The organism is Rhodopseudomonas palustris (genome assembly GCF_003031265.1).
Taxonomy (GTDB): Bacteria; Pseudomonadota; Alphaproteobacteria; order Rhizobiales; family Xanthobacteraceae; genus Rhodopseudomonas; species Rhodopseudomonas palustris_H.
The window spans coordinates 2965981-2986589 of record NZ_CP019966.1 but is presented as its reverse complement, the minus strand read 5'-3'; the positions used below and the strand labels follow the sequence as shown (position 1 = coordinate 2986589).

The 20609-nt window shown below is 64.7% G+C and carries 25 protein-coding genes; 6 read left to right on the top strand and 19 right to left on the bottom strand.

The genetic code is table 11. From position 1 onward, the window contains the following. Positions 1-2: 2 nt before the first annotated feature. The 8 genes from RPPS3_RS13900 to rpoZ all read right to left on the bottom strand — a co-directional run bounded on the left by RPPS3_RS13900 (position 3) and on the right by rpoZ (position 7424). Positions 3-404 (bottom strand): hypothetical protein, encoded by a 402-nt coding sequence (locus tag RPPS3_RS13900; RefSeq protein ID WP_107344628.1) that lies wholly within the window; start codon positions 402-404, stop codon positions 3-5. Continuing rightward, on the bottom strand, positions 401-1324 hold the full coding sequence (era, locus tag RPPS3_RS13895; RefSeq protein ID WP_413776069.1) for a GTPase Era: 924 nt from the start codon (positions 1322-1324) through the stop codon (positions 401-403). Before era ends, RPPS3_RS13900 begins: the two co-directional genes overlap by 4 nt. Continuing rightward, complete coding sequence (gene rnc, locus RPPS3_RS13890; protein ID WP_107344626.1) at positions 1317-2135, bottom strand: ribonuclease III; 819 nt, start codon at positions 2133-2135, stop codon at positions 1317-1319. The genes era and rnc overlap by 8 nt, the downstream gene beginning before the upstream one ends. Next, complete coding sequence (gene lepB, locus RPPS3_RS13885) at positions 2132-2890, bottom strand: signal peptidase I (protein ID WP_107344625.1); 759 nt, start codon at positions 2888-2890, stop codon at positions 2132-2134. The genes rnc and lepB overlap by 4 nt, the downstream gene beginning before the upstream one ends. Before the next feature lie 241 nt (positions 2891-3131). Beyond that, on the bottom strand, positions 3132-3572 hold the full coding sequence (acpS, locus tag RPPS3_RS13880; protein WP_107344624.1) for a holo-ACP synthase: 441 nt from the start codon (positions 3570-3572) through the stop codon (positions 3132-3134). Beyond that, positions 3569-4333 carry a pyridoxine 5'-phosphate synthase gene (locus RPPS3_RS13875; RefSeq protein ID WP_107344623.1) on the bottom strand — a complete coding sequence of 255 codons (765 nt, stop codon included), beginning with the start codon at positions 4331-4333 and terminating at the stop codon, positions 3569-3571. Before RPPS3_RS13875 ends, acpS begins: the two co-directional genes overlap by 4 nt. Positions 4334-4482: 149 nt before the next feature. After that, a complete protein-coding gene (locus tag RPPS3_RS13870; protein ID WP_107344622.1) occupies positions 4483-6765 on the bottom strand; it encodes a RelA/SpoT family protein in 2283 nt (760 codons plus the stop codon). 266 nt (positions 6766-7031) lie between these two features. Beyond that, entirely contained in the window at positions 7032-7424 is a 393-nt protein-coding gene (gene rpoZ / locus RPPS3_RS13865; RefSeq protein ID WP_011158242.1) for a DNA-directed RNA polymerase subunit omega, read from the bottom strand. A gap of 346 nt (positions 7425-7770) precedes the next feature. On the opposite strand from rpoZ, the gene RPPS3_RS13860 reads away from it, so the two are divergent. Continuing rightward, positions 7771-8421, top strand: a complete 651-nt coding sequence (locus tag RPPS3_RS13860) for an NYN domain-containing protein (protein WP_011158241.1) — start codon at positions 7771-7773, stop codon at positions 8419-8421. A gap of 5 nt (positions 8422-8426) precedes the next feature. Continuing rightward, complete coding sequence (locus RPPS3_RS13855; protein WP_107344621.1) at positions 8427-9101, top strand: uracil-DNA glycosylase; 675 nt, start codon at positions 8427-8429, stop codon at positions 9099-9101. A 128-nt stretch (positions 9102-9229) separates the two neighbouring features. On the opposite strand, the gene RPPS3_RS13850 is transcribed toward RPPS3_RS13855, so the two are convergent. From RPPS3_RS13850 to RPPS3_RS13825, 6 genes are all read right to left on the bottom strand, one after another. Beyond that, the gene (locus RPPS3_RS13850; protein WP_107344620.1) at positions 9230-9808 is read right to left on the bottom strand and encodes a peroxiredoxin; all 579 of its coding nucleotides are present in this window, start codon (positions 9806-9808) and stop codon (positions 9230-9232) included. A gap of 21 nt (positions 9809-9829) precedes the next feature. Beyond that, on the bottom strand, positions 9830-10303 hold the full coding sequence (gene smpB, locus RPPS3_RS13845) for an SsrA-binding protein SmpB (RefSeq protein WP_107344619.1): 474 nt from the start codon (positions 10301-10303) through the stop codon (positions 9830-9832). 34 nt (positions 10304-10337) lie between these two features. Continuing rightward, a complete protein-coding gene (gene mscL / locus RPPS3_RS13840) occupies positions 10338-10817 on the bottom strand; it encodes a large conductance mechanosensitive channel protein MscL (RefSeq protein WP_107344618.1) in 480 nt (159 codons plus the stop codon). A gap of 10 nt (positions 10818-10827) precedes the next feature. Continuing rightward, positions 10828-11718 (bottom strand): 4-hydroxy-tetrahydrodipicolinate synthase, encoded by an 891-nt coding sequence (gene dapA / locus RPPS3_RS13835; protein WP_107344617.1) that lies wholly within the window; start codon positions 11716-11718, stop codon positions 10828-10830. A gap of 131 nt (positions 11719-11849) precedes the next feature. After that, complete coding sequence (locus RPPS3_RS13830) at positions 11850-12257, bottom strand: (R)-mandelonitrile lyase (RefSeq protein WP_012496115.1); 408 nt, start codon at positions 12255-12257, stop codon at positions 11850-11852. A 12-nt stretch (positions 12258-12269) separates the two neighbouring features. Beyond that, positions 12270-12983, bottom strand: coding sequence for a ribonuclease activity regulator RraA (locus RPPS3_RS13825; protein ID WP_107344616.1), 714 nt, complete (start codon positions 12981-12983; stop codon positions 12270-12272). A 220-nt stretch (positions 12984-13203) separates the two neighbouring features. Between RPPS3_RS13825 and pxpB the strand changes: the two genes are divergently transcribed. From pxpB to RPPS3_RS13810, 3 genes are read left to right on the top strand one after another with little or no spacing between them, the layout of a single operon-like run. Next, complete coding sequence (gene pxpB, locus RPPS3_RS13820; RefSeq protein WP_107344615.1) at positions 13204-13932, top strand: 5-oxoprolinase subunit PxpB; 729 nt, start codon at positions 13204-13206, stop codon at positions 13930-13932. Then, a complete protein-coding gene (locus RPPS3_RS13815; protein ID WP_107344614.1) occupies positions 13929-14939 on the top strand; it encodes a biotin-dependent carboxyltransferase family protein in 1011 nt (336 codons plus the stop codon). Before pxpB ends, RPPS3_RS13815 begins: the two co-directional genes overlap by 4 nt. Before the next feature lie 27 nt (positions 14940-14966). Continuing rightward, positions 14967-15731 (top strand): LamB/YcsF family protein, encoded by a 765-nt coding sequence (locus RPPS3_RS13810; RefSeq protein ID WP_107344613.1) that lies wholly within the window; start codon positions 14967-14969, stop codon positions 15729-15731. A 7-nt stretch (positions 15732-15738) separates the two neighbouring features. On the opposite strand, the gene RPPS3_RS13805 is transcribed toward RPPS3_RS13810, so the two are convergent. Genes RPPS3_RS13805 through RPPS3_RS13790 form a run of 4 tightly spaced genes read right to left on the bottom strand, consistent with a single transcriptional unit; the run spans position 15739 to position 19254 of the window. Further along, the gene (locus tag RPPS3_RS13805; RefSeq protein ID WP_107344612.1) at positions 15739-16590 is read right to left on the bottom strand and encodes an alpha/beta hydrolase; all 852 of its coding nucleotides are present in this window, start codon (positions 16588-16590) and stop codon (positions 15739-15741) included. A gap of 1 nt (position 16591) precedes the next feature. Next, positions 16592-17410: an ABC transporter ATP-binding protein gene (locus RPPS3_RS13800; RefSeq protein WP_107344611.1), complete on the bottom strand. Its 819-nt coding sequence runs from the start codon at positions 17408-17410 to the stop codon at positions 16592-16594. Beyond that, entirely contained in the window at positions 17403-18290 is an 888-nt protein-coding gene (locus RPPS3_RS13795; RefSeq protein ID WP_107344610.1) for an ABC transporter permease, read from the bottom strand. Before RPPS3_RS13795 ends, RPPS3_RS13800 begins: the two co-directional genes overlap by 8 nt. Before the next feature lie 7 nt (positions 18291-18297). Beyond that, a complete protein-coding gene (locus RPPS3_RS13790; RefSeq protein ID WP_107344609.1) occupies positions 18298-19254 on the bottom strand; it encodes an ABC transporter substrate-binding protein in 957 nt (318 codons plus the stop codon). Positions 19255-19355: 101 nt separating this feature from the next. On the opposite strand from RPPS3_RS13790, the gene RPPS3_RS13785 reads away from it, so the two are divergent. After that, a complete protein-coding gene (locus tag RPPS3_RS13785; protein ID WP_107344608.1) occupies positions 19356-20270 on the top strand; it encodes a LysR substrate-binding domain-containing protein in 915 nt (304 codons plus the stop codon). Positions 20271-20289: 19 nt separating this feature from the next. Here the strand turns inward: RPPS3_RS13785 and RPPS3_RS24510 are convergent, their stop codons facing one another. Then, positions 20290-20442: a hypothetical protein gene (locus tag RPPS3_RS24510; protein ID WP_159060686.1), complete on the bottom strand. Its 153-nt coding sequence runs from the start codon at positions 20440-20442 to the stop codon at positions 20290-20292. Positions 20443-20609: the final 167 nt, after the last annotated feature.

Sequence of the window (20609 nt, the reverse complement as noted above, 5' to 3'; positions counted from 1 at the left end):
CCTTACGCGGTGAACCAGCCTCGGGCGTCGCCGGTGTAGGACAGATACAGTCCAGCCGCAGTCAGGATGCAGGACGCAATATCGATCCACAGTCCGGCTTCGATGCCGCTGTCGCCGACGATCTGGGCCAGCGACACCACCGAAAACACCAACGAGGCGGTCAGCACCGCCCTCGCCCAGTTCTTGCGGGCGTGGGCGGCGAGCCACACCAGATAGCTCAGCAATACGATCAGGCCGGCCGCCATGGTGTTGGCGGCGGCCACCACACCGGCCGACATGCTCGGCTCGATCACGGTGCGATCCTGAAACGCCACCGAGATGCAGTCGAGCATCAGCGAAGTGAGCAGCAGCACTTCGAACCAGTACACATTGCGCGGCAGGCTGGTGGTGGTGCTGGTGGTCATTCCTTGGGGAACTCCAGGCCCATTTCGCGGTAACGATCCGGATCGTTACCCCAGTCCTCGCGCACCTTGACGAACAGGAACAGGTGCACCGGCTGCTCGAGGATCTCGCCGATCTCCTTGCGGGCCTCGGCGCCGATCGCCTTGATGGTCGCACCGCCCTTGCCGAGCACGATTTTGCGCTGGCTCTCGCGCTCGACGAAGATGGTCTGCTCGATCTTCACCGAGCCATCCTTGCGCTCGGTCCAGGTGTCGGTCTCGACCGTCGACTGATACGGCAGCTCCTGGTGCAGTTGCCGGAAGATCTTCTCGCGGGTGATCTCGGCGGCGAGATGGCGCAGCGGCGCATCCGACATCTGGTCTTCGGGATAATGGAACGGGCCCGGCGGCACCTGCGCAGCCAAGGCCTTGCGCAGATCGTCGACACCGTCGCCAGTCAGCGCCGAGACCATGAAGGTCTGATCGAATGCCAGCCGCTGATTGGCGGCCTGGGCCAGCGCCAGCAGCTTTTCGCGGGCGATCAGATCGATCTTGTTGAGCACCAGCAGCTTCGGCCGGTCGACATTGGCAAGGTTGGCCAGAATGTCTTCGGCCTGCTCGTTAATCCCGGCACGGGCATCGAGCAGCACGCAGACGATGTCGGCATCGTGCGCGCCGCTCCATGCAGTCTTGACCATCGCGCGGTCGAGCCGCCGCTTCGGCGCGAAGATGCCGGGAGTGTCGACCAGGATGATCTGCGAGGCATCTTCGATCACGATGCCGCGGATCAGCGCGCGCGTGGTCTGCACCTTGCGCGACACGATCGTCACCTTGGAGCCGACCAGCGCGTTGACGAGTGTGGATTTGCCGACGTTCGGCGCGCCGATCAGCGCAACGAAACCGCAGCGGGTCGCGGCGGTCGCCGCGTCTTCATGTTCAGCCATCATTGCCGCCTGTGCCGACGCCTTCACGCGCCAGCATCGCCGACGCCGCGACCTTCTCGGCCGCGCGCTTGCTGCCACCGACACCTTCGGCCGGCTCGAGGCCCGGCAGTATGACGGCGACACGGAATTGGGGATCGTGATGCGGACCGGTGCGCTCGACTTCGCGGTACACCGGCGTCGGCAGGCCGCGGGCCTGTGCCCACTCCTGCAACACGGTCTTGGGATCGCGCAGCGACCGCGCCGGCTTGCGCATCCGCTCGGTCCAGTTGCGGCGGACGAAATCGGACACTGTGTCGTAGCCGCCGTCGAGATAGATCGCGCCGATCACCGCTTCGCAGATGTCGCCGAGCACCGACTTGCGCAGCTTGGCGCCGGCGCCGGCCCCCACCGTGCCGAGCTTGATGCCTTCGACCAGGTCGAGACTGCGGGCCACGTCGGCGCAAGTTTCCTTGCGAACCAGATCGGCGAGCCGCTTCGACAACTCGCCTTCGTCGGCATCCGGAAACGCCCGGTACAGCATGTCGGAGACGATCAGGCCGAGCACGTGATCGCCGAGAAACTCGAGCCGCTGATAGCTGTCTGTGCGGCGCGCGGACTTCAGCGCGGAGACGTGGGTGAGCGCGGTGGTCAGCAGCGCCGGATCGGCGAAGCTGTGGCCGAGCCGTTGCTCGATCGCGGCTGCGGTCGCCTTGGACTTCGCCTTGCTGGCGCGCCGCTTCTTTGCAGCCGAAGGCTCCGCCGCCGGAACATCCTGCGGTTGCGGTTCACTGGCCGTCGAGGGTTGCTCGACGTTGGTCACATCATCGCTCATCGCACGATGGAGAAGATACGGCTCCAGCGCACCGCGGTCGGCCAGCGCCAGATCTGCCAGGCGTGCTCGCCCTCGGCGATCGAGAAGAAGATCATCTGGGCGCGGCCGATGATGTTCTCGTAAGGCACATAGCCCACCGCGGACAGCACGCGGCTGTCCGTGGAGTTGTCGCGGTTGTCGCCCATCATGAAGAAGTGGCCGGCCGGCACGGTGTAGACGTTGGTGTTGTCGTAGAAGCCGTTGTCGACGCAATCCAGCGTCTCATAGGACACGCCGTTCGGCAGCGTTTCCTTCCAGCGCTTGACGCGCGCGGTCGCTTCCGAGCCGCACGGATCTTCGCCGACGTAGTCCGACAGCCGCTCGCGGTCGACAGGCTTGTCGTTGATGTACAGCAGGCCTTCGCGCATCTGGATGCGATCGCCCGGCAGACCAATCACGCGCTTGATGTAGTCGGTGGAGTCGTCCTTCGGCAGGCGGAACACCACCACATCGCCGCGGTTCGGATCGGATCCGAAGATCCGGCCGGAGAACAGCGGCGGCGACAACGGGATCGAGTAGTGGCTGTAGCCATAGGTGTATTTCGACACGAACAGATAGTCGCCGACCAGCAGCGTCGCCTTCATCGATCCGGACGGAATGTTGAAAGGCTGGAACAGGAAAGTGCGGATGATCAGCGCGATGATGAGGGCGTGAATGACGACGCGGATGGTTTCGCCGACGCCGCTCTCAGATTTGGTTCCGGATGTCACGCTCATCGCTTTCCCGATTCCCGTCGCGGGGAGCCGCGCGGTGGACGACTGGACTGGTGCGGAACGGGTCCAGGTGATGGGCGAGACGTAGGCCGCAGCGACGGACACCGCCACGACCGGCGCTCGTTCGCCGAGGACTCGACCCCGCTGGGGATTCCGCGCGGTTTTAGACTGTTGTCGCGACCGGTGCAATCAAGCGTCGCGGCATCGCGGGCTAATGCTATGACGAATCAACCGCTTTTCCGTCTCACGAGGACGTGGCACCGGTCGCCTCGGCGGCCGCCGGGATCGCCGAGATCACCACGAAAGCCTGCGCGAGCGGCCATTCGTCGGTGATCGACAGGTCGATCCGCGCCGTCATGCCTGGAGGGGTCAACGCGGCGAGCCGGGCTTTGGCACCGCCGGTCAGCATCATGGTCGGCCGGCCGCCGGGCAGATTGACCACCCCCATGTCGCGCCACCACACCCCTTGCCGGATACCGGTGCCGAGGGCCTTCGAGCAGGCCTCCTTGGCGGCGAACCGCTTGGCGTAGGTGGCCGCGACCAGTTCCGACTTCTTGGCACGCCGCTCGGCCTTCGCCCGCTCCGCCTCGGTGAACACCCGATCCAGGAACCGCTCGCCGTGACGTTCGATCACCTTGGCGATCCGGGTGATGTCGATCAGATCCGAGCCGATGCCAATGATCATGCGGCGATCGCCTTGGCGCGGCCGCGGTCCATGGCGGCCCGCATCGCCCGCACGGTCTCGCCGAGGCCGACGAACAGCGCCTCTCCGATCATGTAGAAGCCGATATTCAGTTCGACGATCTGCGGCAGCTCAGAGATCGTCTCGGCGGTGGCATAGTCGAGACCATGACCCGCGTGGACTTCGAGCCCGGCCGACCGCGCTAGCGCGGCGCCGGCAAAGATCCGCTGCCATTCGGTATTGGCCTTCGCAGCATCGCCGTCGGTAATCGAGTCGCACCAGGCCCCGGTGTGGATTTCGATCGCTGGGGCCTTCAGCTTCGCCGCCATCTCGATCTGCGCCGGATCGGCGGCGATGAACAGCGAGGTCCGGATGCCGGCATCGTTGAAGCGCGCGATCGCCGGCCCGAGCGAGGCTTGCTGGCCGACCACGTCGAGGCCGCCCTCGGTGGTCAGCTCCTCGCGCCTCTCCGGAACGAGACACACCGCATGCGGCTTCACGCCGAGCGCGATCCTGATCATGTCGTCGGTTGCCGCCATTTCGAAGTTCAGCGGTTTGGAAATCTCCGCCTTCAGCCGCTGCATGTCGGCGTCGCGGATGTGGCGGCGATCCTCACGCAGATGCGCGGTGATTCCGTCGGCCCCCGCCTCGATCGCCGCGAACGCTGCCCGCAACGGATCGGGATGGCGACCGCCGCGGGCGTTCCGCAGCGTGGCGATGTGATCGATGTTGACGCCGAGACGAAGCGGAGGAGTTTTGGACATTATCGAGAACCGAAAGACTTGGAGTGGATATCACTCGTCATTGCGAGGAGCGAAGCGACGAAGCAATCCAGTTCAGTGCTCGTTGTCCTGGATTGCTTCGCTTCGCTCGCAATGACGAACATACTAACTGCCTCGTGCGACCTCTGGCCTCAGCCGTTCACCCGCTCGACGTGAGCGACGACGTCCTTGGCGCGCAACTGGGCGATGATCGCGCTGAGATGCTTGAGGTCATAGACCTCGAGATCGATGGTGAGCTCGGTGAAATCGGGCGAACGTCGGCTCATGTTGATGTTGTCGATGTTGCCGTCGTGCTCGGCGATGACACCGGCGATCTGCGCCAGGCTGCCGGGCTCGTTGACGTTCTGCACGAACAACCGCGCCGGGAAGCGCTGCGGCGTGGTCTCGTCGATGTCCCACTTCACGTCGAGCCAGCGCTCCGGCTCTTCCTCGAATTCCTTCAAGTCCGGCGACTGGATCGGATAGATGGTGATCCCCTCGCCCGGCGTGACGATGCCGACGATGCGGTCGCCCGGCACGGCGCCGCCGTTCGGCGCGAACTTCACCGGCAATCCGGAATGCAGACCGCCGATCGGAATCACCGAGCTAACCTTGCCGGTCTCGGGGGCCTTGCCGATCACCTTGTCCGGCACATCCTTCTTGCCGCCGAACCGCGCGATGCGCTCTTCCTTGTAGTCCGGGTACATCGCCCGGGCGACATCGGACGCCTTCATCTCGCCGCGGCCGACTGAGGCCATCACGTCCTCGACCGAGGCTCGCGCAAGCCGCGGCAGCGCGCCCTTCAGCTTGTCGTCGGCATATTCGATCTTGGCGCGGGCAAACAAACGCTCGACGATGCGGCGGCCGAGACCGGCATATTGATCGCGCATCGCAACGCGGGTCGCACGGCGGATCGCCGCCCGCGCTTTGCCGGTGACGGCGAGCGATTCCCATGCCGCCGGCGGCGCCGATTGCACCGGCGACGTCAGCACTTCGACTTCGTCGCCGTTCTGCAGCTCCGACGACAGCGGCGCGAACTTGCCGTTGATCTTGCACCCGACCGCGCTGTTGCCGACGTCGGTGTGCACCGCATAGGCGAAGTCGACTACATTGGCCTTGCGCGGCAGCGCGATCAGCTTGCCCTTCGGCGTGAAGCAGAACACCTGGTCGTGGAACAGTTCGAGCTTGGTGTGCTCGAGGAATTCCTCGGGGTTCGAGCTTTCCGACAGCATCTCGATGGTGTGACGGAGCCAGGCGAACGCATTCGACTCGCGGTTGAGCAGCTCGGTCGGTGAGCCGACGCCGTCCTTGTAGAACGCATGCGCGGCGATGCCGTATTCCGCGATCTGATTCATCTCGCGGGTCCGGAACTGCAGCTCGACGCGCTGCTGGCCTGGACCGATCACCGTGGTGTGCAGCGAACGATAGTCGTTCTGCTTCGGTGTCGAGATGTAGTCCTTGAACCGCCCCGGCACCATCGGCCAGGTCGTGTGCACGACGCCGAGCGCGCGATAGCAGGCCTCGACGTTATCGAGGACGACGCGGAATCCGTAGATGTCGGAGAGCTGCTCGAAACCGACCGACTTCCGCTCCATCTTGGTCCAGATCGAGAATGGCCGCTTCCGCCGCCCGGTGACCTCGGCGGTGATGCCGTGGCGGGCGAGATTGGCGGAGAGCTGACTTTCAATCTCGCCGATCAGATTGCGGTTGCGTTCGGCCAGCGCGTCGAGCCGCTGCATCACGACCGTAAAGGCTTCCGGATCGAGGCTGCGGAAAGACAGGTCCTCAAGTTCCTCGCGCATCTCCTGCATGCCCATGCGGCCTGCGAGCGGCGCGTAGATGTCGAGCGTCTCCTCGGCAATGCGCTGACGGGCGGCGGGCGGCACGAACTCGAGCGTGCGCATGTTGTGCAGACGGTCGGCGAGCTTGATCAGCAGGACGCGGACGTCGTCGGCGATCGCCAGCAGCAGCTTGCGCAGGTTTTCGGCCTGCTTGGCCTCGCGCGACACCAGTTCGAGCCGTTTCAGCTTGGTCAAGCCCTCGACCAGGGCGCCGATTTCGGGACCGAACATGGTGTCGATCTCGGTCCGGGTCGCCTCGGTGTCCTCGATGGTATCGTGCAACAGCGCGGCAACGATGGTGGCGTCGTCGAGCTTGAGGTTGGTCAGGATCGCGGCGACTTCGAGCGGGTGCGAGAAATACGGGTCGCCGGAGGCGCGGGTTTGCTCCCCATGCGCCATCATTGCGTAAACGTACGCCCGGTTGAGCAGATCCTCGTCGGTATTCGGATTGTAAGACCGGACCCGCTCGACCAGATCGTATTGCCGCATCATGCGGGCACGGGATCGGGGCTTGGCGGCAGCAGACGGCTCGGCGACAGCGGCTGCACCGCCGGCCTGCTCCATCTGCTTCGAACTCTGGCGTCCTGACGCCATTCCACAACCTTTATTGCATTGCAGCGACGGCGGAACTCCGCCCTCGGAGCTTTAATTACGCCCGCTAGCCCTCTGATCTTGTGCCATGAAAGGAACCAGAACGGCCAGAAAAAACCGCGATTTCGGCGGAGTTTAGGTCAGGGCAGCAATGCGCCGGACACTGTTCCGTGTGCACCCGATTCTCTTTCGAAAACGAAAAACGGCCCGGAAGCGATCCGAGCCGTTTTTGCAGAGCATCACGGAAACGTGCAAAGCCGCCGTAGGGCTTATTCGTCTTCCTCGGGCTGCTCTTCTGGAGGCGCCAGGCCCTCCAGACCCTTAAGCAGCTCTTCCTCGGTCATCCGCTCCATCGCCACTTCGGTGTCGTCGGCATCGACGCTGGCGCCGGCCGAACCGATCAGCGGAACGGTATCGGGCTCCGGCTCATCGACCTCGACGAACTTCTGCAGCGAGTGCACCAGCTCTTCCTTGAGGTCTTCCGGCGAGATCGTCTGATCGGCAATTTCGCGAAGCGAAACAACGGGGTTCTTGTCGTTGTCGCGATCAATCGTGAGCGGCGAGCCGGACGAGATCATGCGGGCGCGATGAGCGGCCAACAGGACGAGGTCGAACCGGTTGTCGACCTTGTCAATGCAGTCTTCCACGGTGACGCGCGCCATGGCCAGTCGCTCCGTTCAATAGGACCAAAATCGGGGTTAGACCGCTACCTATAGCGCGAAGGCGGCTTTCGCAAGCAGCAATTTGTCATTTGGCCGATCAGCCCCACTCTGATAATGCACCCGACATTCCGGGACGGCCGGCCAGTGGCCAACTCGGACGAACACGAGTCCGACAACAAAAGGCTTCTTTTCAGAAAGAAAAGTATAGAATACCGGCTGATGCTTCGTGCGGTTGAAGTTTGTGCCGGTTGCCCAGCGCGACGGCTATTCGTGCAAAAATTGACTTGAGCTGCGCAGCTATTTCCGTTGCGCCAAGAAGCTGACAACAGACACATGAGAGATCTTGATGTCCACTTCCTCCAGTAACAAAATTGCGCTGTTCATCGACGGTGCCAACCTTTACGCAACCGCAAAGACTCTCGGCTTCGACATCGACTACAAGCGGCTGCTGAAGGAATTTCAAAGCCGCGGCAATTTGGTCCGCGCCTTCTACTACACCGCGATCATCGAAGATCAGGAATACTCGTCGATCCGCCCGCTGATCGACTGGCTGGACTACAACGGCTACACCGTCGTCACCAAGGCGACCAAGGAATTCATCGACGCCTCCGGCCGCCGCAAGGTCAAGGGCAACATGGACATCGAGCTTGCTGTCGATGCCATGGAGCTGGCCGAACACATCGATCAGATGGTGTTGTTCTCGGGCGACGGCGACTTCCGCTCGCTGGTGGAAGCCGTGCAGCGCCGTGGCGTCCGCGTCACCGTGATTTCGACGATTTCCAGCCAGCCGCCGATGATCGCCGACGAGCTCCGCCGCCAGGCCGACATCTTTACCGATCTGGTCGAGCTGCAATCGAAGATCGGCCGCGATCCCGCCGACCGCCCGCCGCCGCGGGAACCGCGAGAGCCCCGCGAACCGCGTCACCACGCGCCGCAGTTCCTGCAGCGGCCCACTGCCTTGGCGTCGCGCGCCGGCGCTGACGACTTCGAAGACTAAGGTCCATGCCGACGTTGACGCGGGGCTCCGGGCCCCGCGTCCCGACCTCCCTCACCGACCCTGACCGCGACTGCCCGTTCTGCCCGCGTCTCGCTGAATTCCGCAGCGAAGCCCGCGCACGCGAACCGGGCTGGTTCAACGCGCCCGTCCCGTCCTTCGGCGGCGCCGACGCCTCGCTTCTGATTGTCGGCCTTGCGCCGGGCCTGCAAGGCGCCAACCGCACCGGCAGGCCGTTCACCGGCGACTATGCCGGCGACCTGCTCTACGCCACGCTGATCGACTACGGCTTCGCCAAAGGCCATTATCAGGCCAGACCCGACGACGGGCTGCAATTGATCGGCTGCCGGATCAGCAACGCGGTGCGTTGCGTGCCGCCGCAGAACAAGCCGTTGCCGATCGAAATCAACACCTGTCGGCGCTTTATGATCGCCACGATCGAGGCGATGCCGAAGCTGCGCGCGATCGTCCTGCTCGGACGGATCGCTCACGATTCAACGCTGAAGGCACTCGGCCTCCGCGCCGCCCAGGCCCCGTTCGGCCACGGCGCCGTGCACGAAGCCGGCCGCCTACGCCTCTACGACAGCTACCATTGCTCGCGCTACAACACGAACACCGGCGTGCTGACGACTCAGATGTTTCGCGATGTGTTCGCGCGGGTGCGGGCTGATCTCGACGCGTAGTTGGATCAGAAAGAATTGTCATTGCGAGGAGCGAAGCGACGAGGCAATCCAGAGGCCACACGTTCTGAGGCCTCTGGATTGCTTCGCTTCGCTCGCAATGACGGGGATGGGCCCTCCGAAACTGCTAACTAGCGCCGATTGCCCTTGAGCCATTCCAGCACGTCGCTGGCGTTCCGATCCGGTGGAAATACCGGATAGAACACGTGGCTGATGCGGCCGTCGTCGATGATCAGCGCCATGCGCTTGAGCAGCGTCATACCGGCGACCTGCATCGTCGGCAGGTTCAATGCACGGGTCAGCGCGAGGCTCTCGTCGGACAGCACCGCAAACGGCAGATGCAGCCGGGTGGCCATCTCGGTTTGATAAGCGGTCGATTGCGTCGACAGACCGAACACCGCATCGGCGCCGGCGGCCTTCAACTCGGCGAATAGATCGCGGAACGAACAGGTCTGCGGCGTGCAGCCGCGCGCACCGGGGATCATGTCCCAGTCGTCGACCAGGCTGATCTGACCGGGCACGCCCGTCCGCGGATAGACGAACAGCGCGGTCCGCCCGGGCAGCGACGACAGCGTCACCGAGCCTCCATCTGTCGCCGGCAGCGCGACCGACGGGATCGCGGCGCCCGCTAGATGCGCGGCGGCGCCATCATCGTCCGGTGCTGGGATCGCGCTCCAATCGACCTTGAGAAGATCTGGCTGCTTGGTCATGGGCGCCTCCCTCCGACCGGCTCAGCCGCGCGACCGCAGCAGACGGCCCTTCTCGCGGCTCCAATCGCGCTTCTTCTCGGTCTCGCGCTTGTCGTGCAGCTTCTTGCCCTTGGCGAGGGCGAGCTGCAGTTTGGCACGGCCGCGTTCGTTGAAATACAGCTTGAGCGGAATCAGCGTCATGCCTTCGCGCTCGACCGCACCGATCAGCTTGTTGATCTGCTTGCGATGCAGCAGCAGCTTGCGCGGCCGCTTCGGCTCGTGATTGAAGCGGTTGGCCTGCGGATACTCCGGGATATTGGCGTTGATCAGCCAGATCTCGCTGCCGCGGGCGTCCGCATAGGACTCCGCGATCGTGGTCTTGCCGTTGCGGATCGACTTCACCTCGGTGCCGGTCAGCGCAATGCCGGCCTCGACGGTGTCGTCGATCGCGTAGTTGAACCGCGCCTTGCGGTTCTCCGCGACCACCTTGATCGGGCGTTCGTTCTTCTCGGCCATTGTGGGCGATTCCTGTCGGCGCCGTCGTCGTCACCTATGGCGACGGACCGGCGCCCTTCTTCAACAAATCCCTGATCTCGGTCAGCAGTTCTTCCTGCCGCGTCGGGGTCGGCGGCGGCGACTTGGCCTCTTCCGCCTGTTGCTTCAACTTGTTCAGCGATCGGATCACCGCAAACAGCACCGCCGCGACGATCAGGAAGTTCAGCGTCACCGTGAGGAAATTACCCCAGGCGAGCACCGCCCCCTGCTTCTTCGCGTCGGCCAGCGTGCCCGCCGTGACCGTCTTCGACAGCGGCGTGAAGTAGTTGGAGAAATCCAACCCGCCGGTAACCGCTCCGATGATCGGCATGATCACGTCGCCGACCAGAGAGGTCACGATCGCGCCGAACGCTGCACCGATGATGACGCCGACCGCGAGGTCGACGACATTGCCCTTCATCGCGAAGTCGCGAAATTCCTTGAGAAGCCTCGAGCCCTTCTGCTCGAAGTGACGGACGGAATCGGTGCTGTTCATGCGCTCCCTGTCAGTTGATGACTCCTGCGTGCACCATCGCCGCACGGATCGTCTTGCCGGTCGGTTCGGTCACCGGCATCAGCGGCAGCCGGACCTCTTCCTGAATACGGCCGAGCAGCGTCAGGCCATGCTTGGCACCGGCGACGCCCGGCTCCTTGAACACGGCGTCGTGCAGCGGCACCAGACGGTCCTGGATCTTCAGCGCGCCGGGATAGTCGCCCGCGAACACCGCGCCCATCAAATCCGAACACAGCTTCGGCGCGACGTTCGACACCACCGAGATGCAGCCGTGGCCACCGGCCGCCATATAGGCAAGCGCGGTCATATCCTCGCCCGAGAGCTGGATGAAATCGGGACCCATCGCGTGGCGCTGCTGCGACACGCGGCCGAGATTGGCGGTCGCATCCTTGACGCCGACGATGTTGTCGAGCTCGTACAGCCGGCTCATGGTGTCCACCGACATGTCGACGACCGACCGCGGCGGAATGTTGTAGATGATGATCGGAATCCCGATCGCATCGTTCACCGCCTTGAAGTGCTGATACATGCCTTCCTGGGTCGGCTTGTTGTAGTACGGCGTCACCACCAGCACCGCATCGGCGCCGGCCTTCTCGGCGTGGCGCGCGAGCTCGACGGCTTCGCGAGTCGAGTTGGAGCCAGCGCCGGCGATCACCGGCACGCGGCCCTTGGCCTCCGCGATGCACCACTCCACCACCTTGTGGTGTTCCTCGTGGCTCAGCGTCGGGCTCTCGCCGGTAGTTCCGACCGGCACCAGGCCGTGGGTGCCCTGCTCGATCTGCCAGTTCACCAGGCTGCGAAACGCCTGTTCGTCGAGCGCGCCATTTTTGAAAGGCGTGACCAAGGCGGTAAACGACCCCCGAAATTTCGTCTTGGCTGCCATTCTATTCTCCTCAACGCCCGCCACCTTGCAACGAAGCGCCCTTCATACCGAGTCCCCACCCGACGGGAAAGGGTCCCATCGGCGGAGAAACCGGCGGTTTTGAGGATTCTGATCGGCGGTGGCCGCGGATCTCAGGCGGACGGCGCGACGGCGTAATCGTCGTCGGAGACATGCTCCATCCAGGTGGCGAAACTGCCGTCCAGCGCTTCCTGCATCGCAATATGGGTCATGCCGTTGGTCGGCGAGGCGCCGTGCCAGTGTTTCTCGCCCGGCGGAATCCACACCACGTCGCCGGCGCGGATCTCCCGCACCGGCCCGCCTTCGGTCTGGATCCGGCCGACGCCGGTCACGACATACAGCGTCTGGCCGAGTGGATGGGTGTGCCACGCGGTGCGCGCGCCCGGCTCGAACGCCACGCGCGTGGCGGCCAGCCGCGCCGGCGCCGGCGCGGCAACGATCGGGTCCTGCCACACCGTGCCGGTGAAATAGTCCTTGGGCGCCCGCTGGGTCGGGCGTGAACCCGCCGCGAAGATGTCCATCGACCAGGCTCCTTAGGTTTTGTCGGCCTTCTCCTTGAACGCGGCGTAGCGCGCCTTGGTTTCGGCGTTCATCGGATACAGGCCGGGCAAGACCGCGCCCTTGTTGACCTCTTCGACGATCCAGCCTTCCATCCGCTCCTGCTCCGGCCCCTCGGCGAGCACGTGGTCGAGCAGCGCCTGCGGGATCAGCACCGCACCGTCCTGGTCCGCCACGATGACGTCCTTCGGGAACACCGCGACGCCGCCGCAACCGATCGGCTGGTCCCAGCCGACGAAGGTCAGGCCGGCCACCGACGGCGGCGCAGCCGCGCCGTCGCACCACACCGGCAGACCGGTCCCGAGCACGCCCTCGAGGTCGCGCACCACACCGTCGGTAATCAGCGCCTTGATGCCGCGCTTGACCATGCGGGCACAGAGAATGTCGCCGAAGATGCCAGCGTCCTTGATGCCCATGGCGTCGACCACGGCGATGCAGCCTTCCGGCATCGCCTCGATCGCCGCGCGGGTCGAGATCGGCGAGGCCCAGGACTCGGGCGTCGCCAGATCCTCGCGCGCCGGCACGAAACGCAGCGTGAACGCCTCACCGACCAGCCGCGTCGCACCTGGACGCAGCGGCCGCGCGCCGCGCATCCAGACGTTGCGGAGCCCCTTCTTCAGCAGCACCGTGGTGATGGTCGCGGTCGAAACGCGCGACAGGATGTCGATGGCTTCCGGGGTCAGTGACATGAAGAGAGAGCTCCAGTGATTGTCGGCGCATCTTGCGGGCCGCGACTGCCGCGTCAAGACGCAACCCTGCGATCAGCAGCTCTCTCCAGCGCATGGCGATCATCGCAATTTATCACCTTCAAAGTCGCAGACTTATCGACCTCGCATGAGTTGCGAAGTGCTTTTCAGGCGCTCGGAAAAGGCGCTATCGCTGCCGGTAGCTTTGTGAGATCGTTGAAGCATGACCACCCCACCTCCCAGGATGCTGCCGAGCGGTGACACCGCGATCACCGTCGAGTTCGGCCGCGATATCAGTGATGAAGCTAATCGTCGCGTGCTGGCGCTCGATCGCAAGCTGAAGCAAGCTCCGATCTCCGGCATCGTCGAAACCGTGCCGACCTATCGGTCGCTTCTGGTGCATTACGATCCGGAGACGATCGGCTTCGGCGCGCTATCCGATCAACTGGTAACGCTCGCGCAGACGCCCGACGAAAGCGAAACCGTCGCCAAGCGGCGCTGGCGGATTCCGGTGTGTTACGGCGGCGAGCACGGTATCGATCTGGAGGATGCGGCGCAGGCTTTGAACACCACACCGGATGCGCTGGTCGCGCGCCACGCTGCCGGCGATTATCGCGTCGCCATGATCGGCTTCACACCGGGCTGGTCGTATCTTTCCGGCCTCGATCCGGCGCTGGCGATGCCCCGGCGGCAAGCGCCGCGACTGCACACTCCGGCCGGCACGATTTCGGTCGGCGGAATCCAGACCGGCATCCAATGTCTGGCCGGACCGAGCGGATGGCACCTGCTCGGCCGCACGCCGGTGCGCACTTATCAGTTGCATCGCGAGCCGATCTTTTTGCTCGAACCTGGCGACGCCATCAGCTTCGCGCAGATCGACGCCAAGGAGTTCGCCGAGCGCGACGATGCAGCGTCCCATGGTGAAGTCGTCGCGGAATTGCTGAGCGCATGACGAAGCTTGTGATCGATAGCGTCGGCCCGGCCACCTCCGTGCAGGATGCCGGGCGCCACGGCGCGCAGCGTTACGGCCTGCCGCCGAGCGGCGCGATGGACCGGCTGTCGCTTGCCGCCGCCAATGTGCTGGTCGGCAACAGCGCGTTCGCGGCGGCGATCGAACTCGGCCCGCTCGGCGCGAAACTGAGCCTCCGCGACGGCGCGGTGCGGCTGGCGCTGACAGGCGCCGAGCGGCCCGCTGCACTCGACGGCAAGCCGCTGGCATTCAACGAGTCGTTCATGCTCACCGAAGGTCAGATCCTCACCGTCGGCGTCGCGCGTGGCGGCGTATTCAGCTATCTGGGAATTGAAGGCGGCGTCGGCGGCGAGCCGATGTTCGGCAGTCTTGCTGTCAACGCGCGCGCCGGTCTCGGCAGCCCCTACCCGCGGCCGCTGCAGGCCGGCGACACCATTGAGGTCAAGTCCGCGGCACCGGCGCTCGAACGCCGCCTCGACCTGCCCGAGCAACAAGACGCGCCGATCCGCGTCGTACTCGGTCCGCAGAACGATGAGTTCGGCGACGCGGTCGAGACGTTCCTGGCCGGCGAATGGACGATCTCGGCGACCAGCGACCGCATGGGCTATCGGCTCGACGGTCCGCAGATCTCGCATCTCCACGGCCACAACATCGTCTCGGACGGCACCGTTGACGGCAGCATCCAGGTGCCCGGCTCGGGCCAGCCGATCGTGCTGATGCCCGATCGGGGCACCAGCGGCGGCTATCCGAAGATTGCCACGGTGATCTCGGCCGATCTCGGGCGGCTGGCGCAGCGTCAGCCCGGCCGGCCGTTCCGCTTTCAGGCGTTGAGCGTCGACGAAGCTCAGGAAGCTTATCGCGCGATGGCCAGGCTGACCCGCTCGCTGCCTGACCGGCTGCGCGACGCGCAGCACGCCACCATCGACCTCGACGCGCTGCTCTCCGCCAACGTCGCCGGTGCGGCGATCGACGCGCTGGCGGCGGAGTAATCGAATCTGACGACGGGACCAATCGGGATGAAGATCGATCTAAACTGCGACCTCGGCGAAGGCTTTGGCGTCTGGCAGATGGGTGACGATGCGGCGATGATGCAGATCGCCACCAGCGTCAACATCGCCTGCGGCTTCCACGCCGGCGATCCGGACATCATGCATGCGACCGTCAAGCTCGCGAAGCAAAACGGCGTCGCGATCGGCGCGCATCCGGGCTTCCGCGACCTGCACGGTTTCGGCCGCCGGCCGGTGCCGGGGATCACAGCCGCGGAAATCGAAAACCTCGTCGCCTATCAGATCGGCGCGCTGCAGGCGGTCGCGGCCCTCGCCGGCCACAAGGTCACCCACGTCAAGGCGCACGGCGCGCTGTCCAACGTTGCCTGCGAAGACGATATGACCGCCCGCGCGATTGCCTCGGCGATCAAGGCGGTCGATCCATCGCTGGTGTTCGTCGTGCTGGCGAACTCGAAACTGATGGTCGCAGGCGAAGCAGCCGGCCTGCCGCTGGCGCACGAGGTGTTTGCCGATCGGGCCTATGAGGACGACGGCAATCTGGTGTCGCGCAAGAAGCCTGGCGCGGTGCTGCACGACCCCGATGAGATTGCCGAACGCGTGCTGCGGATGGCGCAGGACGGAGCCGTCGTCTCCGTGACCGGCAAAGTGATCAAGATGCGCACCGACACGGTGTGCATCCATGGCGATACCAAAGGCGCGGTCGAGATCGCGCGCGGCGTCCGCCGCAAGCTGGAAGCCAGCGGCATCACCGTCGCGCCCTTTGCCGGCACCTGACGCGTAGCTACGCCCCGATCAGGGCCAGCAGCTCGGCGGTGAGCGCGCCGTCCGCGTTCCATTCATTCAGAATGGAGAAGTGATGATGCCGCGGCAGGATGCTCAGAGTGATGGGCAATCCTGCCCGCGCAGCGACGTTGGAATAGTCCAGCGACTGACGCTGCAGTTCGGGCAACTCGTCGCCGCCGACCACCAGCAACTGTGGCGCAGTGCCAAGGCGGGTGCGCCGGATCGGGCTCAGGATCTCGATCTCCTGCCGGTCGAGGCGTAGCGCGTCGTCGAGATAGCACAGCGCAATCGGCTCGAGATCGAAGATGCCGCTGATGCACACCGCGCCCCGGACCGCGGAATGCGCGCTCGCGACCGATGCGAGATGCCCGCCCGCGGACCAGCCGCTGACCACCAGCCTGCGCCGGTCGAAGCCGAAGCGCTCGATGTCGGCAGCGAGCACATCGAGCGCCAGATCGATTTCGGCGACGATGTCCGATAGCCGCGCCGTCGGTGCCAACGTGTAGCCGACGACGGCGACATCGATGCCGTGCGCGTTAGGGCCATCGGCGACGAAGGAGAACATCTCCTTCGAATTGCGCTGCCAATAGCCGCCGTGCAGAAACACCAGCAGCGGCGCGCCGGTTTGGCCGGAACCAAAATAGTCGAGCGAAGTCCGCTCGCGATCCGCATAAGGGATATCGAGCCGCGCTCCGGGACCGGCGCGGCGAACAGCGCTGTGCTGTCGCCAGCGTTCCAGCCATTGCGGGCTGTCGATCACAGCCGCGCTGTTGTTGTAGGCGGCATCGAGAGCCGCACGATCCATCCCGCGATAGACCGATCGCGACGCGTGGGGGGCTGCAACGTCCACGTCAGGAATCCGCCGTCGCTGCAACCTTGCGGCCTGTGCCGACATCGCTGGTCAGTTGCTGCGTGATGCTGCGCCGAAGCCTGTTGAACTCGACCGACGCCACGTCGCGCGGCCGAGGCAACTCGATCTCCACGTCTTGGTCGATCCGGCCCGGCGACGAGCTCATCACCACGACCCGATCGGCGAGCAGAACCGCCTCCTCGACCGAATGGGTGACGAAGATCACGGTCAGCTTGGTGCTGCGCCAGATCTCGATCAGTTCTTCCTGCAGCGCTGCGCGGGTCAGCGCGTCGAGCGCACCGAACGGCTCGTCCATCAACAGAATGTCGGCGTCGTTTGCGAGTACGCGGGCGATCGCCACGCGCTGTTTCATGCCGCCGGAGAGCTGGTGCGGGTAGCGGTCTGCGAATGCCGTGAGCCCGACCATCGCCATGAACCGATCGGTCAGTTTGTCGACTTCCTGCGCGGCGACGCGGCGATGGCTGGGGCCGAAGCCGATGTTCCGCCGGACCGTCAGCCATGGAAACAGCGCGTAGTCCTGAAACACCATGCCGCGGTCGGGGCCAGGTCCCCTCACCTCGCAGCCGTACACGCCGACTGAACCCTGGGTCGCCTGCTCGAAGCCGGCGATGATCCGCAGCAGGGTCGACTTGCCGCAGCCGGAGGCGCCGAGCAGGCAGATGAACTCGCCCTTACGCACCGTCAGATCGACGCTGCGTAGCGCTTCGACCGGGCCGTTCGAGGCCTGATAGATCTTGTTGAGCCCGCTGACCTCCAGGATTACCGGCGGCGCGTCGCGATGGGTGGCTTGATCAAGCATGATGCTGCGGGCTCCAGCGCAGGAAGTAATTGCTGAGGGACACCAGGATGCGGTCCGACAGGAATCCGGTGATGCCGATGATGATCATCCCGGTGATGACCAGGTCGGTGCGCGACAGTGTGCGGCCATCCATGATCACGGCACCGAGACCTTCGGGCACGCCGGTCATCTCGCCGACCACGATCAGGATCCAGGCGAACGACGCGCCGAGCCGGAGGCCGTTGAAGATGCTCGGCAGCGCCGCCGGCAGCACGACGGATCTGAACAGTTGCGGACCGTTGCAGCCGAGCATCCCGGCCGCCTCGAACAGCCGCACATCGACCGATTTCACGCCGAACACGGTGTTGAGCAGGATCGGATAGAACGCGCCGAGGAACACCAGGAACACCGCCGACTTCGGCCCGAGGCCGAAGAAAATCATCGACAGCGGCAGCCAGGCGGTAACCGGGATCGGCCGCAGCAGGGCGAGCGTCGGATCGAGCAGCGCACGCAGCAGCGGAATCCGGCCGATCATCAGCCCGAGCGGAATCCCGAGCAGCGCCGCCAGGAAGAAGCCGCCATACACGCGCTGCACTGACTTCCAGAAATGGATCGGCAGGCTGCCGCTATAGGCGTCGTCGTAGATTCCGCCGAAGGCGAAATCCCACATCATGGTCGCGACGCCGGAGGGCGGCGGAACCAGCCGCGTCCCGGTCCAACGCACCATCAAGTCCCAAACCAGCAGCAGACCGAGCGGCACGATCAGCGCAAGGGCGGCAGTGCGGAACCTGGCTGTGAGTTTGGCGAACTGTCTGGTGCTGCTGCCGCGTACAGTCGCGGCAGCCTTGGTGATCGCGGGGCCACTCATGGCGGATGGGGAGACCGTACTTTCCAAGCTCATCTGTCGCTCACGACGCCGAGATGGCCTTGATGAAGCTTGGATCAATGAACGTCTTGTAGTCGGGGAGCTGCCGGATCTGCTTCTTGTCGAGCATCTGGGCGCCGTAATACTGCGCCTGCTTTAGAAACTGATCATCGATGTTCCAGGTCAGCTCGACGTTCGGCGCCGCCTGCTCGATCGATGCCTTCTGCTGGCCGAGCTTCTGCATCGCCATCTCGACGAAGGCATCGCGGTTGCTCATCGCATACTCGCTGGCCTTGCGATGCACCTTCAGCAGCGTCCGGATCAGTTCGGGGTCTTTCACGATCAGCTCGCGCCGGGTGCTGAGCACCATGTTCAGCGAACCGGTCGGCGTCGAATACGGGTACTCGACGATCTTGCCGACGCCGCTGGCGAGGCTGATACCTGCCGCCGGCTCGGCGCCCACATAGGCGTCGATGTCGCCGCGCGCCAACGCCGGGGCCATGTCGCTGAACGAGACGCGGACCGCCTGAATATCCTTGATCGACATGCCCTCAGCGGCCAGCCGGTCGAGGATGACGACCTCCTGGGTCGAGCCCGGCCAGATCGCGACCTTCTTGCCCTTCAGATCCTTGATGCTGGCAATGCCCGAGTCCTTGCCGGCCACCACCGCCATGCCACGATTGCAGGCCGCGCCAACCACCACCACGGGTTCGCCGTTGGCGCCGCCGAGGGTTGCGGCCGCGAGGCCGAAGATGCCGAAATCGACCGAGCCGGTGACCACAGCGTTCTTGCCATCGGTCGGGCTCTCGAACGGCACCACCACCACCTTGACGCCCGCCGGCACGAATTTCTCGTAGAAGTACGGCGTGATGCCGTGGATCAGCTTCAAGGTCCCGACCTTGATGACGCGATCCTCCGCAAGCGCTGTCAGGCTGGTGGCGGCAAGCGCTGTCGCGGTCACCGCAAGGCGGATGAAGTGGCGTCTGGTGCTGTTGTGCATGGCTTCCTCGCTGCTGATCCCGGCAAGCCACTGTAGGTGCGACGCAACAACATCAGAAATTTATTGTTTATATCGGTTTTATAAGCTGGCTTAATAGAACCATGCTCGCCCCGCTCGACCTCCGCCTGCTGCAGACCTTCATCGTGCTGGTTCAGACCGGCAGTTTTTCCGAAACGTCGCGGCGATTGGGCCGGACCCAGCCGGCCGTCAGCCTGCAGCTCAACCGGCTGGAGGAAGCAACCGGAGCACCGCTGTTCACCAAGGTCGGCCGCAAGCTGGTCCTGACTAATCATGGTGAGCTGGTGCTCGGCTATGCCCGCACCATCATGGGCCTGCAGGACGAACTACGCGCCCGCCTCGCCGCACCGAAGCTCGACGGCGTGGTCGTGCTCGGGATGCCCGATCTGTACGCCGCGTATCTGCTGCCGGGCATTCTGGCTGACTTCCGCAGCGCCTACCCCAATGTCGATGTCGAGCTGAAATGCGCGCTGTCGAGCAAGCTGATGGCGTCGGTCGAGCGCGCGGAGATTGATCTGGCGATCGTCACGGGGATGCCCGCGTTCAAGGTCGGCGAGTTGGTGGCACAGGAAGAGCTGGTATGGGTTGCGTCTGAGCGAAGCTCAGTACACCTCGAAAACCCAGTGCCGCTGGCGATGCTCCCGCCCGGCAACATCTTCCGCGATTTCGGTCTCGCGGCGCTCGAAAGCATCGGCAGAATCTGGCGGCTGAGCTGCATCAGCGAGAGCATCAGCGGCATTCAGGCGGCGGTGTTCTCAGGGATCGCGGTCAGCGTTGTTGGCAAGAGCTCGGTGCTGCCGGGGATGCGTATGCTCGGCCGCGGTGATACGTTCCCCGCCCTGCCCAAAGTCGATTTGGTGCTCTACCGCTCGGCGCGAAGCTCCAATCCTGCGGCAGAGGCGCTCGCCAGCGTGATCGTCCGGCACTTTGCAAATTCAGCGCTCGCTCCCGCGGCGCGTTTCGTGCGAACCCAGGCGGGCAGCGGTTCACACGAGTAGTAGCCGTTGAACGAAACGATCAGGGCAGCCGTAGATGCGGGGCGGCGATCACGATCGCACCGATCAGACCGAATGCTGCGCCGAGCATCAGGACGTGAATATCGACGGCGACCGCCGACCACGACCGAAGCCGCTGGGCTGTCGCGGATTGCAAATGAGGCTGTTGTCGCACCGGTCCGTCTCCTGGTTCCGTAGAACAAGAAAGGCCTGGCCGTCGTCCTCCGCAAGACGGCCGCCGAAATAACAACGGGGCCGCTGCGCGGGTCCCGGAACCGGAAAAATTCGCCTCCTTCGGAACCCCACCGAAGAGCATTCTTCTCGCCCAACGGAGTTCCGGCC

What these genes read in the sequence shown, in the direction of transcription:
- RPPS3_RS13850 (WP_107344620.1), bottom strand. Translation starts at nt 9,808, where the DNA reads ATGACCAAGCAGCCAGATCTTCTCAAGGTCGATTGGAGCGCGATCCCA.
- RPPS3_RS13830 (WP_012496115.1), bottom strand. Translation starts at nt 12,257, where the DNA reads ATGGACATCTTCGCGGCGGGTTCACGCCCGACCCAGCGGGCGCCCAAG.
- RPPS3_RS13800 (WP_107344611.1), bottom strand. Translation starts at nt 17,410, where the DNA reads ATGCTTGATCAAGCCACCCATCGCGACGCGCCGCCGGTAATCCTGGAG.
- RPPS3_RS13785 (WP_107344608.1), top strand. Translation starts at nt 19,356, where the DNA reads ATGCTCGCCCCGCTCGACCTCCGCCTGCTGCAGACCTTCATCGTGCTG.
- RPPS3_RS13900 (WP_107344628.1), bottom strand. Translation starts at nt 404, where the DNA reads ATGACCACCAGCACCACCACCAGCCTGCCGCGCAATGTGTACTGGTTC.
- RPPS3_RS13855 (WP_107344621.1), top strand. Translation starts at nt 8,427, where the DNA reads ATGCCGACGTTGACGCGGGGCTCCGGGCCCCGCGTCCCGACCTCCCTC.
- RPPS3_RS13860 (WP_011158241.1), top strand. Translation starts at nt 7,771, where the DNA reads ATGTCCACTTCCTCCAGTAACAAAATTGCGCTGTTCATCGACGGTGCC.
- rnc (WP_107344626.1), bottom strand. Translation starts at nt 2,135, where the DNA reads ATGAGCGATGATGTGACCAACGTCGAGCAACCCTCGACGGCCAGTGAA.
- lepB (WP_107344625.1), bottom strand. Translation starts at nt 2,890, where the DNA reads ATGAGCGTGACATCCGGAACCAAATCTGAGAGCGGCGTCGGCGAAACC.
- RPPS3_RS13795 (WP_107344610.1), bottom strand. Translation starts at nt 18,290, where the DNA reads ATGAGCTTGGAAAGTACGGTCTCCCCATCCGCCATGAGTGGCCCCGCG.
- RPPS3_RS13815 (WP_107344614.1), top strand. Translation starts at nt 13,929, where the DNA reads ATGACGAAGCTTGTGATCGATAGCGTCGGCCCGGCCACCTCCGTGCAG.
- RPPS3_RS13875 (WP_107344623.1), bottom strand. Translation starts at nt 4,333, where the DNA reads ATGTCCAAAACTCCTCCGCTTCGTCTCGGCGTCAACATCGATCACATC.
- RPPS3_RS13810 (WP_107344613.1), top strand. Translation starts at nt 14,967, where the DNA reads ATGAAGATCGATCTAAACTGCGACCTCGGCGAAGGCTTTGGCGTCTGG.
- pxpB (WP_107344615.1), top strand. Translation starts at nt 13,204, where the DNA reads ATGACCACCCCACCTCCCAGGATGCTGCCGAGCGGTGACACCGCGATC.
- era (WP_413776069.1), bottom strand. Translation starts at nt 1,324, where the DNA reads ATGGCTGAACATGAAGACGCGGCGACCGCCGCGACCCGCTGCGGTTTC.
- RPPS3_RS13825 (WP_107344616.1), bottom strand. Translation starts at nt 12,983, where the DNA reads ATGTCACTGACCCCGGAAGCCATCGACATCCTGTCGCGCGTTTCGACC.
- RPPS3_RS13870 (WP_107344622.1), bottom strand. Translation starts at nt 6,765, where the DNA reads ATGGCGTCAGGACGCCAGAGTTCGAAGCAGATGGAGCAGGCCGGCGGT.
- smpB (WP_107344619.1), bottom strand. Translation starts at nt 10,303, where the DNA reads ATGGCCGAGAAGAACGAACGCCCGATCAAGGTGGTCGCGGAGAACCGC.
- mscL (WP_107344618.1), bottom strand. Translation starts at nt 10,817, where the DNA reads ATGAACAGCACCGATTCCGTCCGTCACTTCGAGCAGAAGGGCTCGAGG.
- dapA (WP_107344617.1), bottom strand. Translation starts at nt 11,718, where the DNA reads ATGGCAGCCAAGACGAAATTTCGGGGGTCGTTTACCGCCTTGGTCACG.
- RPPS3_RS13790 (WP_107344609.1), bottom strand. Translation starts at nt 19,254, where the DNA reads ATGCACAACAGCACCAGACGCCACTTCATCCGCCTTGCGGTGACCGCG.
- rpoZ (WP_011158242.1), bottom strand. Translation starts at nt 7,424, where the DNA reads ATGGCGCGCGTCACCGTGGAAGACTGCATTGACAAGGTCGACAACCGG.
- acpS (WP_107344624.1), bottom strand. Translation starts at nt 3,572, where the DNA reads ATGATCATTGGCATCGGCTCGGATCTGATCGACATCACCCGGATCGCC.